Source organism: Succinispira mobilis DSM 6222 (genome assembly GCF_000384135.1).
Taxonomy (GTDB): domain Bacteria; phylum Bacillota; class Negativicutes; order Acidaminococcales; family Succinispiraceae; genus Succinispira; species Succinispira mobilis.
On record NZ_KB913028.1, the window covers coordinates 342,165 to 360,053 of the forward strand.

15 protein-coding genes and 2 tRNA genes are annotated in these 17,889 nt (G+C 42.7%); 12 read left to right on the top strand and 5 right to left on the bottom strand.

Features of this window, described 5'->3' with window-relative positions; genetic code table 11:
- Positions 1-118: 118 nt before the first annotated feature.
- From purR to SUCMO_RS0101680, 8 genes are all read left to right on the top strand, one after another.
- Positions 119-925, top strand: a complete 807-nt coding sequence (gene purR, locus SUCMO_RS0101645) for a pur operon repressor (protein ID WP_019878668.1) — start codon at positions 119-121, stop codon at positions 923-925.
- A gap of 26 nt (positions 926-951) precedes the next feature.
- Positions 952-2,163 (top strand): threonine ammonia-lyase, encoded by a 1,212-nt coding sequence (gene ilvA, locus SUCMO_RS0101650; RefSeq protein ID WP_019878669.1) that lies wholly within the window; start codon positions 952-954, stop codon positions 2,161-2,163.
- Between the two features lie 14 nt (positions 2,164-2,177).
- The gene (gene glmU / locus SUCMO_RS0101655; protein ID WP_019878670.1) at positions 2,178-3,539 is read left to right on the top strand and encodes a bifunctional UDP-N-acetylglucosamine diphosphorylase/glucosamine-1-phosphate N-acetyltransferase GlmU; all 1,362 of its coding nucleotides are present in this window, start codon (positions 2,178-2,180) and stop codon (positions 3,537-3,539) included.
- An 87-nt stretch (positions 3,540-3,626) separates the two neighbouring features.
- Positions 3,627-4,595, top strand: a complete 969-nt coding sequence (locus SUCMO_RS0101660) for a ribose-phosphate diphosphokinase (RefSeq protein WP_019878671.1) — start codon at positions 3,627-3,629, stop codon at positions 4,593-4,595.
- A 75-nt stretch (positions 4,596-4,670) separates the two neighbouring features.
- A complete protein-coding gene (locus SUCMO_RS10130) occupies positions 4,671-6,602 on the top strand; it encodes an LTA synthase family protein (protein WP_211209215.1) in 1,932 nt (643 codons plus the stop codon).
- Positions 6,603-6,716: 114 nt separating this feature from the next.
- Positions 6,717-7,349, top strand: a complete 633-nt coding sequence (locus SUCMO_RS0101670; protein WP_019878674.1) for a cyclodeaminase/cyclohydrolase family protein — start codon at positions 6,717-6,719, stop codon at positions 7,347-7,349.
- A gap of 52 nt (positions 7,350-7,401) precedes the next feature.
- Positions 7,402-7,490 (top strand) — tRNA-Ser (locus tag SUCMO_RS0101675).
- A gap of 5 nt (positions 7,491-7,495) precedes the next feature.
- A tRNA-Ser gene (locus SUCMO_RS0101680) sits at positions 7,496-7,586 on the top strand.
- A gap of 75 nt (positions 7,587-7,661) precedes the next feature.
- Here the strand turns inward: SUCMO_RS0101680 and SUCMO_RS0101685 are convergent.
- Complete coding sequence (locus SUCMO_RS0101685; RefSeq protein WP_211209216.1) at positions 7,662-7,934, bottom strand: GHKL domain-containing protein; 273 nt, start codon at positions 7,932-7,934, stop codon at positions 7,662-7,664.
- Between the two features lie 337 nt (positions 7,935-8,271).
- On the opposite strand from SUCMO_RS0101685, the gene SUCMO_RS0101690 reads away from it, so the two are divergent.
- Positions 8,272-9,231 (top strand): glycosyltransferase family 8 protein, encoded by a 960-nt coding sequence (locus SUCMO_RS0101690; protein ID WP_019878677.1) that lies wholly within the window; start codon positions 8,272-8,274, stop codon positions 9,229-9,231.
- 5 nt (positions 9,232-9,236) lie between these two features.
- Positions 9,237-11,201, top strand: a complete 1,965-nt coding sequence (locus tag SUCMO_RS0101695) for an autotransporter outer membrane beta-barrel domain-containing protein (protein ID WP_019878678.1) — start codon at positions 9,237-9,239, stop codon at positions 11,199-11,201.
- Between the two features lie 537 nt (positions 11,202-11,738).
- On the opposite strand, the gene SUCMO_RS10870 is transcribed toward SUCMO_RS0101695, so the two are convergent.
- The 4 genes from SUCMO_RS10870 to SUCMO_RS0101710 form a co-directional block, all read right to left on the bottom strand.
- A complete protein-coding gene (locus SUCMO_RS10870; RefSeq protein ID WP_019878679.1) occupies positions 11,739-12,182 on the bottom strand; it encodes an ATP-binding protein in 444 nt (147 codons plus the stop codon).
- A 4-nt stretch (positions 12,183-12,186) separates the two neighbouring features.
- On the bottom strand, positions 12,187-12,783 hold the full coding sequence (locus SUCMO_RS11365; RefSeq protein WP_156819222.1) for a hypothetical protein: 597 nt from the start codon (positions 12,781-12,783) through the stop codon (positions 12,187-12,189).
- A gap of 350 nt (positions 12,784-13,133) precedes the next feature.
- Complete coding sequence (locus SUCMO_RS0101705) at positions 13,134-13,997, bottom strand: hypothetical protein (protein ID WP_019878681.1); 864 nt, start codon at positions 13,995-13,997, stop codon at positions 13,134-13,136.
- Positions 13,998-14,022: 25 nt separating this feature from the next.
- A complete protein-coding gene (locus SUCMO_RS0101710) occupies positions 14,023-14,748 on the bottom strand; it encodes a LytR/AlgR family response regulator transcription factor (RefSeq protein WP_019878684.1) in 726 nt (241 codons plus the stop codon).
- 270 nt (positions 14,749-15,018) lie between these two features.
- On the opposite strand from SUCMO_RS0101710, the gene SUCMO_RS0101715 reads away from it, so the two are divergent.
- Together SUCMO_RS0101715 and SUCMO_RS10140 are read left to right on the top strand one after the other, a co-directional pair.
- Positions 15,019-15,963, top strand: coding sequence for a glycosyltransferase family 8 protein (locus SUCMO_RS0101715; protein ID WP_019878685.1), 945 nt, complete (start codon positions 15,019-15,021; stop codon positions 15,961-15,963).
- Between the two features lie 72 nt (positions 15,964-16,035).
- Positions 16,036-17,874, top strand: coding sequence for an autotransporter outer membrane beta-barrel domain-containing protein (locus SUCMO_RS10140; RefSeq protein WP_019878686.1), 1,839 nt, complete (start codon positions 16,036-16,038; stop codon positions 17,872-17,874).
- Positions 17,875-17,889 lie beyond the last annotated feature (15 nt).

A 17,889-nucleotide genomic window follows, 5' to 3' on the forward strand; every position in this document is an offset into this window, starting at 1 on the left:
ATGAAACTTGCAGGATTTTGCTAAAGCAATGGTTTCTTAGTCCCGTTTTTCTTGTGAGAATAAATTGTGCGTGGTATAATAAAGAAATATTTAGTTTACAGTAGAGGATGGGATATTTGTGAGTAAAGCGAAGCGGGTACAAAGAATAGTCGGATTGACTAAAAATTTTATTGATAACCCATCACATTTATTTTCTCTAGCGGATTTTTGTGAGGAGTTTAAAGTAGCAAAGTCTACCTTGAGCGAGGACATCCAAACTATTAGAAGTACTTTTGAAGAGTACAAGTTCGGGACGATTGAGACGGTAACAGGAGCAGGGGGCGGGGTACGTTACTTGCCATTAGGGGATTTACAAGAGGAACAACAGCAATTGCTAGAAATTGCCCAACTATTAAAAACGCCAGAGCGAATTTTACCTGGTGGATTTTTGTATATGAATGATATTTTATTTTCCCCACAAACCTGTAAACGTTTAGCGAAAATGTTTTATACAAGGATGCACCATTTGCAACCTGACTATATTATGACTTTAGAAACCAAGGGAATTCCAATTGCCCTAATGGTGGCAAAAGCGTTTGATATTCCTTTAGTTACGGCGCGGCGTGGCAGTAAAGTTACTGAAGGTTCCACAGTGAGTATTAATTATGTAAGTGGCTCTACCAAGATGGTGCAAACTATGTCTTTACCTAAGCGGTCGTTACCGCCTGGCGCAAAGGTGTTAATAATAGATGATTTTATGAAAGCTGGTGGCACGGCCCAAGGATTAATTGATTTAATCAAAGAATTTAATGCAACGCCAGTGGGAGTAGGGGTTTTAGTAACGACAAAAGAACCAGTTGAGAAATTAGTGAAGGATTATTTAGCATTTTTAGTGCTTAATGGAGTAGATGAACATACCAAAATTGCGGATATTGCTCCCCTATAAAAATTAGAAAAGGTGTGGGTTATGTAATGAAAGATCAAGTGACAATTGAAGATATAAAGTTAGCACAACAAAGATTGGCGAAGGTAGTAACCAAGACGCCTTTGGATCAAAGCACAACTTTTAGTAAAATTGCTGGTTGTAATGTATTTTTAAAGTTAGAGAATATGCAAAAAACAGGTTCGTTTAAGATTAGAGGCGCAGGTAACTGTATAGCCTCTTTATCGGATGCGGAAAGAGCTAAAGGGGTTATTGCTGCCTCGGCAGGAAACCACGCGCAGGGAGTTGCTTTAGGGGCAACTCGTTTTGGTGTTAAATCGACAATTGTAATGCCTGAACCAGCACCTTTATCTAAAGTCGAAGCGACTAGAGGTTATGGGGCGGAAGTTGTTTTACATGGTACTTATTACGATGAAGCAAATGCCGAAGCGCGACGTATTCAAGAACAAACTGGACAGACTTTTGTCCATGCCTTTGATAATCCACAAGTAATTGCCGGACAAGGGACCGTGGCTTTAGAAATGTTAGCTCAAAATCCGAATTTGAAGTCCATTGCGGTGCCGATTGGTGGTGGCGGCTTACTGGCGGGAATTGCGGTGGCTGTAAAAGCTTTAGCGCCACAAATTAAAGTTTATGGCGTGCAGTCAAGTGGGGCACCGAGTATGTATCTTTCTCGTAATGCTGGGAAGATTATTCAAACTGCCGAAGCGAACACTTTAGCAGATGGGATTGCCGTTAAGCGTCCTGGAGAGATAACTTTTGATTTAATTCAAAAATATGTAGATGATATTGTTGTGGTAAAAGATGAAGATATTGCAACGACGATGTTACTAATGTTAGAACGTTGCAAAATGGTGGTCGAGGGAGCGGGTGCTACAGCACTTACAGCTGTATTACACGGGTTGTTGCCTTATGCTGAAGATGTTGGTAGTGTAATTTCTGGCGGTAATGTGGATGTTAACTTTATTTCTCGGATTATTGAAAATGGTTTGATCAAGGCAGGACGGCGGGTAAAACTTTTAACTAGCCTCAATGACCGTCCCGGCGAATTACTAAAATTTATTACTTATATTGCCGAACAAAAGGCCAATATTGTATATATTTATCATGAACACGCGGCACGCAATTTGCCGATTGGACAGACGATGGTAGAAATAGATTTAGAAACTAGAGATCAAGAACATGCCAAAAATATCATCTATAATCTGCGTAAAGCTGGTTATCGGGTGGAATTGATTTAGTGGAGGATTTATAAATGAAGGAGCTTATCTCGATTATCTTGGCTGCTGGTAAAGGCAGTAGAATGAATTCGGAATTGCCAAAAGTGTTGCATAAAGTCGGGGGAAAACCGATGCTACAACATGTAATGAATGCCGCAGAATGTGCTGGGGCGACAAAAAATGTAGTAGTAATTGGTTATTTAGGTGAACAGGTTAAAGCTTATGTGGGTGAAAGTGCTGAGATTGTAGAACAGCGAGAACAGCTAGGCACAGCACACGCGGTTTTACAAGCAAAAGAAACGCTTAAAGATTTCAGCGGCACAGTAATGATTCTTTGTGGCGATACACCGTTACTAGATGCGGCAGAATTGCAAGAGTTTTTTTCCACGCACGAACGAACACATGCGGCAGCGACAGTTTTAACTGCAGTTATGCAAGACCCTACTGGCTACGGACGTATTGTGCGTGACGCTGATGGGAAAGTATTGAAAATTGTGGAGCACAAAGATGCTAGCGCGGAAGAGTTAGCAATTGCTGAAGTTAATACTGGTATTTATTGTATTAATGCGCCACTAATGTTTGAAATGCTCGAGCAAATAAGTTGCGATAATGCTCAAGGCGAATTCTATTTGACAGATATTATTCATTTATTGGTAAAAAATGCTAAACTAGTTTTGGGCGTTAAAAGTAAAGATGCTACTAGTACTTTAGGTGTTAATTCGCGTCAACAACTGGCTATGGCTGAAAAATTGATGCGCGAGAGAACTTTAGATCGTTTAATGTCACAAGGGGTTACGATTATGAATCCCGAAAGCACTTTTATTGATGCAGAAGTAGTAATTGGCCGCGACACGGTTATTTATCCTTTTACTTGGCTAGAGGGTGACTGTGTAATTGGTGAAAAATGCCAGGTTGGTCCGAATGTGCGCTTGTATAATGTGTGCATGGGTGACTCGAACACTATCCAATATGCCTATGCTCATGATACCCATATTGGTGAAGCTTGCAATATTGGACCTTTTGTCCACTTGCGTCCCGGAACACGTTTGGCGGATGATGTGCGAATTGGCAATTTTGTCGAAGTGAAAAACTCTTGGGTAGGCGATGGCAGTAAATTACCACATTTAAGCTATATTGGTGATACAGACATCGGTAAAAAAGTTAATATTGGTTGCGGAACAATTACCGTTAACTATGATGGTAAGAAAAAATATCGCACTAACATTGAAGATGGGGCTTTTATTGGTTGCAATGCTAATCTCGTAGCACCAGTAACTGTGGGCGAGAATGCTTTTGTGGCCGCAGGCTCTACCATCACTAAAAATGTACCCAGTGACGCTCTAGGGGTTTCCAGAGCTAAACAAAGTAACATTGAAGGCTGGGCTAAGGACAGATAGGGCTTGAAGTATCGTCTTAAAAATAGTATAATACCTTTTTGTGGGTACAATACAAATATATAAAAAAATATATGGGGGTTTTTTTGGATGTTTGGGGATGACAAAAAGAAGTTGTGTGTATTTTCGGGAAGTGCCAATCCGGAATTAGCTTTAGAAGTTGCACAAAAGCTAGGAATTGAATTGGGACACGCTGTGGTTAGTAAGTTTAAAAATGGCGAAACACAAGTAATGATTGACGAGAGTGTACGGGGCAGAGATGTCTTTATCCTACAATCAGTTAGTAATCCAGTAAATGAACATTTAATGGAATTATTAATTATGATTGATGCTTGTAAACGTGCTTCAGCGAAGAATATTACGGTAATAATGCCGTATTACGCATATGCGCGTCAAGATCGTAAAACTCGTGGTCGGGAACCTATTTCTGCAAAATTAGTAGCAAATCTGCTAACTGTAGCAGGCGCATCTCGTGTTGTGACTATGGACTTGCATGCAGGACAAATACAAGGCTTTTTTGATATTCCGGTAGATCATTTACCTGGAGCACCAATCTTAGCAGACTATCTAAAAAAACAAGATTTTGGTGGTAAAGAAATCGTAGTAGTATCACCAGATTTAGGTGGTGTAAGCCGCGCGCGGGTTTTGGCGGATCGTATTGGTTGTAACTGTGATATTGCGATAATTGATAAACGTCGTCCTGAGCCTGGTGTAGCTGAAGTAATGAATTTAATTGGTAGCGTAAAAGACAAGGTGGCAATTCTCGTTGACGATATTGTCGATACAGCTGGTTCTCTTACTGAAGGGGCAAAAGCTTTAGAAAAATTTGGAGCCTTAGAAGTTTACGCCTGTTGTACACATGCGGTGTTAAGCGAGCCTGCGGTAACACGTGTCGCAGATTCTAATATTAAGAAACTAATAGTAACCAATACCATCCCTTTAACTGATGAGAAAAAACATGAAAAAATAGTAGTTTTATCTGTAGCTAGCTTGCTTAGCGAAGCAGTTCGAAGAATTTTTGGCGAATTATCGGTAAGTAGCTTGTTTGATACAAAATAATTATAAAAACAGATAAGAAAAGCTGTCTTGGTATTTAACCGAGGCAGCTTTTGAATTATGATGAGGATGATGACTTTGCGTTCAAAAATATTTTTTGCTAATTTGCAGCAAGATTTAAAATTGTTTATTGCTTTAAATCTTATCTTGAATTTTTCGCGCGTTCTATTTGTTTACTTATTTGCGGGTCAATTAACTCAAGAAACTGGTGCGACCATTGGGCAGGCGTTATTCTTAGGGCTGCGTTTGAGCTTGAAAACAGCTGGCGCGCTTACTCTGGGGGTTGCCGCCTTTACAACTTTGCCAGCGACTCTTTGGGGCCGAGAAGTTACCCTCTTTAAAATGTTGCGACGTAGCCTAACCTTAATAATTTTGACAGTTCTAATTTTGGCTGCGGCAATAAAAATACCCTACTACGAAATATATAATAGTAATTTTGATTTGCATATTTTCAATTTCTTTCGCGACGATAAGCAAGCTATCTTTTTAACCGCTTATCAAGAATATGGTTTATTATGGCGCTTAAGCCTAAGTATTGGCGCAATAATTTTGCTAGCGAAACTTATTTTTGTCGTCTATGACCGGCCACTTTTGCCGCTACCGAAACTTTGGCAAAATCGACCTTATGTAGCAACTAGCTTATTTTTGCTAGTTTTTATAGTTGGCGCTATTTTTATTAGATTTGGCGGAGCCCTTAAATATGCCAAATCGGTAAACTGGGAAAATTGTGCGCGCTTTAAAAACAACTTGCTAAATGAAGCCGTGTTAGATGAAGTACAGGCTTTATATCGGGCTAAAAGCATTCAGAAACGTCTGCTAAAGCAGGTTAAAAAAAATCTAACCCCAGAAAAAGTACAAGCAAGTATAAATTTGTTAGGTGGCAAGACAACGGCTGGGAATATTGAAACTGCTTTTGTCCAAACTACTAAAGGTGGTTATTTTAGCAAACCGCCCCAACATGTGATTGTAATTGTTGGTGAAACCTATGCTGAATGGCCATTTATGGAACCATATCGACAAATGGGCTTAGTTGCTAAAGGGGAACAGCTAAGAAATAGTTCCAAAGCTGTAAGCGTGCCTGTGTTTTTACCAGCAGGTGATGGAACAATGACAACGTTAAATGCTGTGATTACTGGGATGGTTGATGTTAATTTAGCCGCTAATTATCAGCCGCAATCCTATAAAGAAATATATGCAACAGCCATAGGACAACAAATGCGCGCTTTAGGGTATAAAACTTATTTTTGGTATGGTGGTTATGCTAGTTGGCAAAATATTAAAAAGTTTACAGAGCAGCAAGGGTTTGATAAGTTTGTGGAAACTAGTTCGAACAGTGAAAATAAAGATGCTTGGGGTTGTCCAGATGCGGAATTATTTAAGCAAATTCAAAGTTTTATTAATAATACGCAGGGGCAAAATGAGAAATATTTTCATGTGATTTTAACTACCAGTAACCATCCCCCCTATACAGTCGATTTAGACAATACCGCTTTCCCGGCTGCAACTGTTCGGGCTAATTTGCCCGCAAATATCGCCAATAATCAACAAAAAATTAAAGAGCTGGGGCATATTTGGTATGCGGACCAGGAAATGGGTAAGTTCATCGAGCAAGTTGAACAAAGCTTTCCCGACAGCTTATTTGTAATAACTGGAGACCATGCGGAACGATTTGAGTTTAAACAGCAAGTCTCAGCTGCTGAACGGAGTCTAGTGCCCTGCGTTTTTTATGGTGCTGGTTTGAAACAAGAGTGGTTTCAAGGTTTGAAGTATGGAAACTCAGTGCAAATTGCCCCAACTTTGATAGAATTACTAGCACCATCAGGACATAAATACACCAATTATAATGGCAATTTATTAAATCAGCAACAAGACTTTACCTTTAATTATCTACTATATGCAGAAACGGAAAAATTAGAAAAAATCGAAAATGCTAACACTGCTCAACGAGAAAAAATAGCCGCTTGGCGGACTTTAGCTGCTTGGCGCATTTTAAAAGGCAATAATTTTTAAGCTGATGTTTTCTGTATACAGTGTTTTTGGCGCATAAAATGGTCAGCGGCAATTTATTTTGTTATAATTACTATCAAAGTGAAAATTAACAGTGAAATTCGGAGGACCAAATTAATGTTTATACAAGAAAGTTGTGCAGGATTTTTAGACAAGCTGGCCGCAAAGGATGCCGTACCTGGTGGGGGTGGGGCAGCGGCTTTTGCGGGAGCTTTAGGCGCCGCCTTAGCCTCAATGGTTTGTAACTTAACCCTTGGCAAAAAAAAATATCAAGAAGTAGAAAATACCGTGCAAGAAATTCTACAAGCAACAACGCAGGTGCGACAAGAGTTAACTGCTTTGGTGCAAGCTGATGCCGAAGCTTTTGGTGCTTTAATGCAAGCTTATAAATTGCCCAAAGAAAGTAGTATCGAACAAGATTTTCGCACGCAAACCATTAGCCTTAAAAGTATTGCCGCGTCTGAAGTGCCTTGGCAAATTGCTCTAGCCTGCAAAAAAGTATTAGAGTTGGCCGATCAAGTGGCGCAAGTAGGTAATCCCCAAGCCATAAGTGATGCGGCGGTAGCTGCTTTGTTGGCGCGTGCGGCTTTGCGAAGTGCTTGCTATAATGTTTTAATTAATTTAGGCAGTATTACTGATAAAAGTTATATTGACAGTTGTTTGCAAAATATGAAAGCTTTAAAGCGGGAAGCTTTTTTATTAGAAGAACAGGTTTTGGAAAAAACGGAAAATATTCTGTTGCGTCCTTAAAAGATGATTGACAAGAGTTCTGCAATTTGATATAATCTATTTGTGCTAATTTGGAGAGGTGGCCGAGCGGTTTAAGGCGCTAGTCTTGAAAACTAGTGATCCTGGAAGGGACCGTGGGTTCGAATCCCACCCTCTCCGCCACATATGGAGTGATACTCAAGCGGCTGAAGAGGACGGTTTGCTAAATCGTTAGGGGTGTTAAAGCCCGCCAGGGTTCAAATCCCTGTCACTCCGCCATTTAAAAGTTAAGAGCTTTCAAGATTATTTCTTGAAAGCTCTTTTTGTTTTCAGAGTTAACCTTATAGGTTGGCTCTAATTTTTTTTGCTGGGCAAAGGCAAGACAATCGAACTAGCAAAATTCTTAGCTTGAATTTCCATATTAAAAGTACCGTCATATTTTTCTACACTACTACGAATACTATCCAGACCAATGCCGCGCGACTTAAAGTCAAGTTTGCTGGACAGATAGTTCTGTTCTTCATCCTGCTTTAACTGGCCGTCAAAGCTGTTATCCAGAGCTATGACAAAGGCACGACCTAATTGTTGCAGCGTAAGATTAAGCAGACGATCTTGTCCTTCCTGCACCAGCGAGCAGAGTTTATCGACCTCGGCCCCGCATAGTGCACACCACAATCCGCATGCCACTCCCTCACTTCTAAAACAATGAAATCCTTGTATTTAAAATATACAAAGATTTCATTGTTTTTATCACGCATAGCTATCTTTTTCGTCCCCTTCAAGCAAACTTTTTGCCTTCAAGCAAACTTTTTGCCTTCAAGCAAACTTTTTGCCTTTCAAGCAAACTTTTTGCCTTTCAAGCAAACTTTGCTTTGTTTTTGCCAAAATTTCGCTATAATACAGAAAATGGCAGTCTGTTTGCCTGTTGCCGAAAACGCAAATAACCAAGGAGGAGATTTTAACTATGGAAGAATACCATTTTGCCTTCGGAATAGATGCCAACTACGTAAAATACGCGGGTGTTGTCATGACATCCATCGTCTGGAACCATCCCGGCCAGTCTATCTGCTTCCATCTGGCCTGTGACGGCCTGCATAAAGAAGACAAATCACGCTTGGAAACCTTCAGTAAACTCTATAGCCATACGCGCATCGAGCTCTACGACGTGCGCGAACAACTGCAAAGTATAAAGCTCTTTGCCGGCACCGTGCCGGAGAGGCTGAATCGCACAGTATTTTTGCGGATACTGCTGCCGGAGTTGTTGCCGGAAACGGCGCGGCGCCTGGTGTACTTAGACGCCGACATGCTCTGCGTCGGCGACCTCGCCCCGCTGTGGAATGCAAATCTGGAAGAACGGGCCGTCGGTGCGCTCCTCAATCCTGGCAACCTGCGCCTGAGCCGCGGCTTGGGCCTTTCGCACACACGCTATCTGAGCGCCGGAACGTTGGTTATCGATGTAGCCAAATGGCGCGAGCAAAAGCTAACCCAACGCGTGCTCAAAGCCTATAGAAAGCACGGCGCGCGCTTCAGCCTGCTGGAAGAAGACGCGCTCAATCTGGTGCTGGACGGCGACTTTACCGAGTTGCCTGCTGAATGGATTGCCTTCAGCGAAGCCTTTAATCCGCTGTTGCTGCGACGGCAGCCGGGAAACCTGCTGCTGCACTTTGTCAATGACGGCAAACCTTGGATCCGTTACTGCGCCCCTGAGATGGAAGAGCTCTACTGGGGTTATGTGCGTCGCTCCCTCTGGGCCGATATGCAACCCCTGGAGCCATGGGAAGTAAAGATTGCCTTTCTCGCCGGTCTCAACGCCAAAGAAAATCGCCGCTTTGAGGACGCGGCCCATTACCTGAGCCTAGCTGGCGAGCGTCTGATGCAATACTACCTTGAGCATACCGGACAAATCATATCAGGAAAGGATTGAAACCCATGAAACGAAGAAATAAGAAAAAACAACTTGCCTGCGCCCTGCAGGCCATGTGCCTCGGTGGCGTCCTGCTCGCAGCAGACCCTGCGGCGGTCTGTGAAGCGGCGACGATCATCACAACACAGACCTACAGCAATCAAAGCCCGACCATTACCGACGACATCAACATCACCGACGGCTACATCTCTGTAAGCGGCTATAACGGATCGGATACGGTCAACCTCACTGGGCAGAACATTTATATTAATCAGGGTAGTAGTGCCTACGCCCTCCTGGCAAAGGGGGTAGCAGGAGGCTGTGCGTCTGGCTACGGCGTCTTAAGGATCAACACAAACGATTCCTCTACAGTGCGAATTATCGGTAATGTAGAAACCGCCCCGCCTGATGGTTGCGCTACTGGAAGAATATATCTTTACTTAACAAACGCCGACTCCTTTCTGGCTGGAATGCCAATACAGGGCAGTGGCAGTATAAACCTTAGCTTCACCAACGGCGCTACCTGGTATATACCGGAAGACGTTAACACTTTCACCGGAACAAGGGAAGGGGGGGTATCAGTATCTGCTGTCGGAGGCAATATCGACATTTACCATACACGGCCTGGCACAGTGCGCAGTGCCGCCGTCGGGACGCGCACCTTTAGTGCCGCTGGTGCTGACAACACTGGAGAGGGCAGCTTGTCGTTAAACGGCGCCACCTTCGCCCTCTCCAGTGACATCAAAAACAATCTGACCGATAAGGTCGTGCTTACCAAGGTCTCCGGCAATCCCCTTGATATTGTTGGAGCCGGTTGGGGGAGGGTCAACAACTACGCCCTCCAGATTGTCTACGACCCGGCCATGAGCAAGGACGGCACCTATACGGCCAGTGACCTAACGATCCTTACTACCGACAATACCGGTGATACGGTGACGGCCAAGGACTACCTGACTACCCGCACCGAAGCGGCTGGTCTAAAAACGGTAAATATCAAGCTTACACCTACCCTCAGCACCAGCGGCGGCGTGACCAAGCTCACCGCCCTCACCGTCAAGAACACTGATAGCGCCGGTCCAGCGGCAACCATGGCTAGTGCGGCGTCCGCCGCCCAGATGGCGGCTCTTGGCGCCTGGCGGGCGGAAAATAACGATCTGCAACGGCGTCTAGGCGATTTGCGTTGGGATGAAGGCAACGCCGGGGCCTGGGCGCGCGCCTATGGGGGCAAGAGTCAGATTCATAGTGGTGCTGGATCGGAAATTAGCTATCACGGCATTCAGGTCGGCTATGACCGTGCCCGAACAATCGAAGAGGGCCGGATTTTCACCGGCATTGCAGTTTCCAATATGAAAGGCGATGCCTCGGGAACTGCGGGCAGGAGTGATCTCGACTCCAAGCTTTTTGGTATTTACGGCAGTTATGTTGGTAAAAGCGGGCACTTTATCGATGCGATTGTTAAATACGGACGCTTCACCAACGACACCAATCGTACCCATGAGGGGATAAATTATGCCGGTGACTATGGCACGAACGGTCTCAACATGTCCCTCGAATACGGCTACCACCAGCAGCTACATAACGGCTTTTACTTAGAGCCGCAGGCCGAGGTGAACTACAGCCATCTCAACAGCAGCTCCTATACCATGAACGCCGGCGGCACCAGCGGCGCCTTTGTCCGAAATAGTGGCGTAGACTCGCTCATCGCCCGCGTCGGCGTCAATGCCGGACGCAATACCAAAAACGGCAATATCTACCTCAAGCTCTCCTGCCTCCACGAGTTCAACGGCGACACCGGCATGACGGCCAACTATAATGGTACAACCGTCAGCAGTGATTCCTCCGGCAGCGATACCTGGATTGAGTACGGTGTTGGCTTCAATCAACGCATTGGGCAGAGCCAGAACCTCTACGGGGAGATCACTCGCAGTGCTTGCGCTGACAAGGTCAGCGACGACTGGAAGGCGAACCTTGGCTGGCGGGTTAGTTTCTAAAACAGTTTTGCTGGCTTAAGGTGGTGGAGCAGACTTATATTTTCAATTTTTACATGATTTGCCCACGGCATAATATAATTGGCAGGGCTAAATCATATAGCGGTTTGTGAAATCGTTAGAGGTGTAAACCTATATAGCCATGCGTTATTTAACAATTCCGTTATTTGACAATATTATCATGTTGCGAATGTCGAATTTCTATGTCTGAGAGATGTCGCTAATGTAGATTAAGATCGTTATTCTGTCTGGTGGTTAGGTATGTCAGGTTATGAGACCTGATGCGTTATTAAATAATTTAGTTTATATCGTTATATAATTGAAATGCAAAGGCAAAATATGGGTTGATTATAAAAACTTATAATTAACCCATAGGGAGTGGTCTTAGATACGATGATAAAAAAGAAGGCATTTATAACATAAACGCATGTTTTTAGGGGGAATCAGGATATTAGTGATATTCCGACCCACTCCGCCATTTAAAAGTTAAGAGCTTTCAAGATTATTTCTTGAAAGCTCTTTTTGTTTTCAGAGTTAACCTTAAGGGTTGGCTCTAATTTTTTTGCTGGGCAAAGGCAAGACAATCGAACTAGCAAAATTCTTAGCTTGAATTTCCATATTAAAAGTACCGTCATATTTTTCTACACTACTACGAATACTATCCAGACCAATGCCGCGCGACTTAAAGTCAAGTTTGCTGGACAGATAGTTCTGTTCGTTGTCTTGTTGACTTTGACCATCAAAACTATTATCGAGAGTAATAACTAGATTATCGCCTAGTGTTAAGAGAACGAGTTTTAAATATCTTTTTTCTGGTGCTGTAACTTTAGTTAAGGCTTCGGTGGCATTACGCAATAGGTTGCCTAAGATTGCTGTCATATCTAAAGGATCAATGGGATTTTGCTTACCTAAATTAATTTCCCAAGTAGTTTCTACTGCTAAATTTTGTAAAACCCCTTGCCAATAATTAATGAGTGCGTTCACTAAATCATTGCCACAAAGCGGTATTCCTAAAGGAAAAATTGCTTTGGTCGAGAAAACCGTGGGCGTAATTGTTGAGCGCTAGATAATTATTTTGAGCCAGAAAATTATTGATGTTGTCGACAAATACTTGTAACTTGTTTTGGAATAATTGCGTGTTTTTTTCTATTTCCGTTAAATTTTGGTAATGTTCCTGCTCGGCTAAGTGCATTTCCTGCGTAACGGCTAAAATTGAGTTTAGTTGTCGTTGTCTAATTGCTTCGCGTGCCGCATACAGAGCGATTATCGTCCCTATTAAGCCACCGCAAGAAGCGATTAGGCGCACACAAAAGGCCGTGAAACTACGATCCTCATTAAACGGACTGGCCAAAATTGATAGAGCTAGCGTGACAAAAGTCAGTCCAGCCAGTGGTGACCAAAGTTTGGGGATAGAGTTATTGGCAAGTAAGGGTGCGGCAAAATGTTCGCTATAAAGCCAAAAAAAATAAAGGCAAAGCAAGGTTTCTAATAATAAGATGAAACCAGTTTGAAAAAAAGGTACAGGGAACAGGGGGAAGTTATATTCAAGGGCATAAGCAATGGAAGTTAAACAAAACCAGACCATACCTAGGGGGGCAATTAAACAAAATTGCTTAGCCCAGGGGACTTTAATTACTATAGATAGATAAAAAAAATAGACTAGATGGAAAACAAAGCCAATGCGCGGTGAAAAAATCTGCGCATACTCTAACTGAATAGCTGATTCTAAACTAATAAGGATAAGTAGCCCAAAAAAAATTTTTTTTAAAGGGTACCGCAAATAGTGTCGAAAAATATAACATCGGATGAGATTGGCTGGTAAAATGTGGGCGAAAGTATAAAAAATGCTGGCTAACAAACTTAGTAGTGGCCAGTTTTGGATAATTTCGCTGGCATTTCCAGAAAAAATATAAGACACAACTAACCTCCGGATAATTATTTCATATTGTTTTTAGAGCCAAGACTATCACTAATACCTTGTAAATAGCACTTAAGCTCTTGTTGGCTAGATGCTTTAGCTAGCGCTAGCACGGTAAGGACATGGGATTGTAAATCATGGCGTAAACGCCTAGAAGAGCGCCAGCGTTCCATAATATCAGCATAGCGTTGCCGCTCAAATTCTTGTAAAACTTGCAGACTGTTAAGGAGATTACGGGCATAATCGCGCGCATTAATACTTTGGCAGAGGTAGACCATTATTTGAACACAAGCGATATTCGCTACCAAGAGCAAAAAGCGTGAAATTAGCACCCGCGGTGCTAAAGTTTGATGCCAGGGATCAATAAGTAAGACAATAAAAATTAAAACTAATTCGTAAGCTGCTAAATAAAGCCAAGGTTTTTTCTCTTGAACAGCTATTAAGGGGCGGAGTACTTGACGGATATACACTAAAGTGGGGTAGATAAAGCTTAGAATAATTACCGTAATAACTAGGTTAGCAGTTAGATACGGAATTGTGGTCGGGAAAAATGCTTCAGCAATTCGCGCTAAGCTAAGCGTTAGAAAGGCTAAGGGGAGGGTTAATAAACTGATGGCTAGGACTTTGCCGGCAAACGCCTTGATGGTTAGAAGTGGATAGAGGATATACAGTAGTTGGAGCAGGAGGGATAGTTGCTGGTTAAAAGCGTTTGGAAATTGAACTTGAACTAAAACCTCACCACTTAATAACAATAAATACAGCGAGCTAGTAGGTAAAACTCCCCAACGGAGTTGGGTGCGAAAGGTATAAAAAATCAAACAGCTAAAGGGCAGAATATGGATAAAAGTATAATACAGGGTGCTGAAGGTTGCCAGTGTCATTGCAAAACTCCTCTACTAGACTAGATTACGAGGTGTGTGCTGTACGCACTTTGAGAATTAAGTACTCGTGATATTGGCTACGAATACGACTATAACGCTTACTGGAAATTGGTAACTTGAGTTGCTCGCTTAGAGTTAGTCCCGTTTCATCTAGGCTTTGGACATAATCGGCATTGATCAGTAGACCGCGATAACAGGCGAGAAATTGGGCTGGGGGCAGTTGCTCGCTAAGATGGGCTAAGGCAAGATTGCAATCGACCAGGCTCCCATTACTAAGATGCAGGCGCGTTTTTCTGTCAACTGTTTCTAAATATAAAATATCTGTGAGCGGAATTTGTAGCGGCATATAGTCTACGACTAAATCTAAGGTAGGGCGTGGGGCTTGGAAAAAGCGGCTACGTAATAAAGCGGTTTGCAATTTTTCTAAGCTCACTGGTTTGAGAATATAATGGGCGGCGGTAACCTCGAAAGCATCTAAAGCATAATCGGGGCTGGAGGTAATAAAGATTATGACACAATCGGCATTAAAGCGGCGCAAAATTCGGGCAGCTTCAATACCATTATCAGAACCTAAACAAATATCGAGCAAAACAATATCGGCGCGTACTTTGGCCACATCCTCTAAAAAGCGCTTATAACTAGTAACAGGGCGAATGTCAGCCGTTACATTTTGCTGGGCGCAAACTTTTTGTACGAGATCGCAAAGTTTATTTACTTGGCAGACTTCATCATCACAGATAACAATGCGCATAAACAAACCTCACTTTGCAAAAAATGTATTTAACAGCGATTAACAATGATTTAAGAGCATTTAATAGCATATTATAAATTATACAGCATTTTTTATATTTTTAGTAGAGGCGGAGAGTACTATTTTGCCACTGGAGCAAACTTTTTGCCTGTTATACAAACTTTGCTTGGCTTTTGGCAGATTTTCGCTAAGATAAATAAGATAAGTTAGGGTGTACTGTGGATAGAAATGAGTAAATGAATATTTTAACTAACAAAAGGAGCGATATTTATGGGAGAATATCAAATTGCCTTTGGAGTAGATGCCAATTATGTGAAGTATGCAGGGATTGTGATGACCTCGATTGTACTCAATCACCCGGGGCAACCGATCACCTTTCACTTAGTCTGCGATCGCCTGTTAGTAGCGGACAAAGAAAAATTGGATACTTTTACGCAGTTATATCGCAATACGCGTATTTTCATTTACGATGCGCATGAGATGTTACAGAAAATCCCGAGAGTTTCGGCTGCGGTAGCGCCAGAACGTTTAAATCAAACGGTGTTTTTGCGCGTATTAATGCCGATGCTGTTACCACTAGAATTTAAACGGGTAATTTATTGTGATGCAGATATGCTGTGTTTAAAGAATATGGCCGAGCTGTGGCAGTTGGATTTGCAAGGTCAGCCTTTAGCGGCGGCTATGGAAGGCGATTATCAAGACAAAGCAAAACGCTTGGGCTTAAAGCAAAATCGCTATTTTAATGCTGGGTTTATGGTGATTGATTTAGAACGTTGGCGACAGTTAGATTTAACTCGCCAGGTTTTAGACTGTTACCAACAGCAGGGCGCAACCTTTTCTTTATTAGAACAAGATGCGCTAAATAAAGTGTTGGAGGGTGCTTGGTTGGAAATAAGTCCCTATAAGGTTTATTTGCTAGATGCTTTTGAAGAAACTAGGATTACGCCACAGCCAGAGAATATTTTTTGGCACTTTCTTAATGAAGGGAAGCCGTGGATTGCTTATTGTGCGGCGCAAATTGAAAAAACCTATTGGAGTTATGTGCGGCGTTCCTTGTGGTATGAGTTGGAGCCTTCAGAACCTTGGGAAGTGCGGATTGCCCTATTAGCGGGCAAAAATGCCCGGCGGCGCGGCCAATATAAAGCTGCGGCTGATTATTTAGAAGTTGCCGCAGAGCGGTTATTTGAATTTTATTGTGCGCAGACTAAACGCTAGTTTTAAAACTAGCACTAAGCAGCGAAAATGACAATCAGTATTTAAGAAAAAACAATAAAGGAGTTTTAGCTTATGACAAAAAAACAAAAAGCCCAATTATTAAGTGCCTTACTATTAAGCACGAATCTACTATGCCCAAGTATAACTCAAGCAGCTTTATATGATGGCGGCACTTATAATGAGGATATTACGTTGACAGAGGAAATGGGGGTGGGCGCTTATGCAAATAATATCCCCGTAAACATCAATGGTAATCTAAAAATAACGGCACCTATAGCTTTGTTTGTGTCTGGCACTAGTGCTGCTGTTCGGGGGATATTAAAGATCAATATGAATAAAAATAAAACAGTGCAGCTAGAAGGGGATATCTTTGGCAGCGGCGCAGGCACCCTGGGGGAAGTTTATGTAAATTTTGCGAATTCCGACTCCTATTTAGCAGGTCTTGTCAACGATGGATTCTCTGTGGCGAATATAGCTTTTAGCAATGGCGCTACTTGGTATGTGTCAGAGGATGCGGGAATTTGGAACACTACGGTCAGCGGTGCTAATATTAATCTTTGGCAAACTAAGCCTAATACAATTCGGGGCACAGATGCGGGGGACAGGACTACAACTTTAGGGAAGACTGATGGTATGGTTGAAGGTAAGTTAAATGGCGCTAATTTTGTGCTATCCAGTGATATCGAAAATAATGCCGCGGATAAGGTGATTTTAAAAGGGGTTACTGGTAGTAATACCTATACGGTGCAAATTGCTTATGACCCAGCCCTAGAAAAGGGTAATGCAACTTATCTGCCCGCTACTGCCCCAGTAGTGTTAAAAACTGAAGATTCCAGTGGTAGCTATACTGCCTTGCCCAAAACCTACAAAACTACGCGGCCGGCAGCTATGGGCTTAACTACAGAAGATATTCAACTTACCCCACAACTTACTACAGCTGCCGGGGAAACTAAATTGACCGGCTTGCTAGTAGAAAAAGCGACAACGGGCGAGGGTCCGGCGGCAGTTATGGCTGGGGCGGCGGCTAGTGCCCAAATGTCGGCACTTAGTGCTTGGCGGGCAGAAAACAATGATTTGCAACGTCGTATGGGGGATTTGCGTTGGGACGAAGGGGAGGCTGGTGCTTGGGTAAGGGCTTATGGTGGTGAAAGCGAGATCAAAGGCAGTAGCGCGGCTACCGCCAGTTATCATGGCCTTCAAGCCGGCTATGATCGCGCTCATAAATTAGCTACGGGTAAGTTGTTTACAGGCTTGGCAATCTCTAAGATGAAAAGCGATGTAAGTGGTAGTGGTGGCAGTAGTGATTTAGATTCGAATTTGGTGGGGATATATGGTAGTTATGTGGGTGAGCGGGGGCACTTTGTAGACGCGATTGTCAAATATGGGCGAATTGCCAATAGCAGCATCCATCACCAAGACGGGGTCAGTTATGCAGGCGATTACGCGACTCGCGGCTTAAATATGTCGCTTGAATATGGTTATCGTCAACAACTAGCTAAGGATTTTTATCTAGAACCGCAAGTAGAGTTAAACTATAATCGGGTTAATAGTAGTAGCTATACCATGACCGCTGATGGAACGGCAGGCGCACAGGTGCAAAACCAAGGCTTAGATTCTTTAATTGGCCGTTTGGGAATTAATGCTGGGCATAAAACAGAAAAGGGCAATGTCTATTTGAAATTATCCTGCCTACATGAATTTAAAGGCGATACAAATATGACGGCAAATTATAACGGTACGACGGTACAAAAGCAAACTTCGGGAAGTGATACTTGGCTAGAATATGGGCTAGGCTTTGATCAACGTTTGGCAAAAAATCAAAATTTATATGGTGAAATTACCCGTGCCGCCTTTGCCGATAAAATTAGCGACAAATGGAAAGCAAACTTAGGTTGGCGGATGAGTTTTTAAAATATTAGCCTGTTG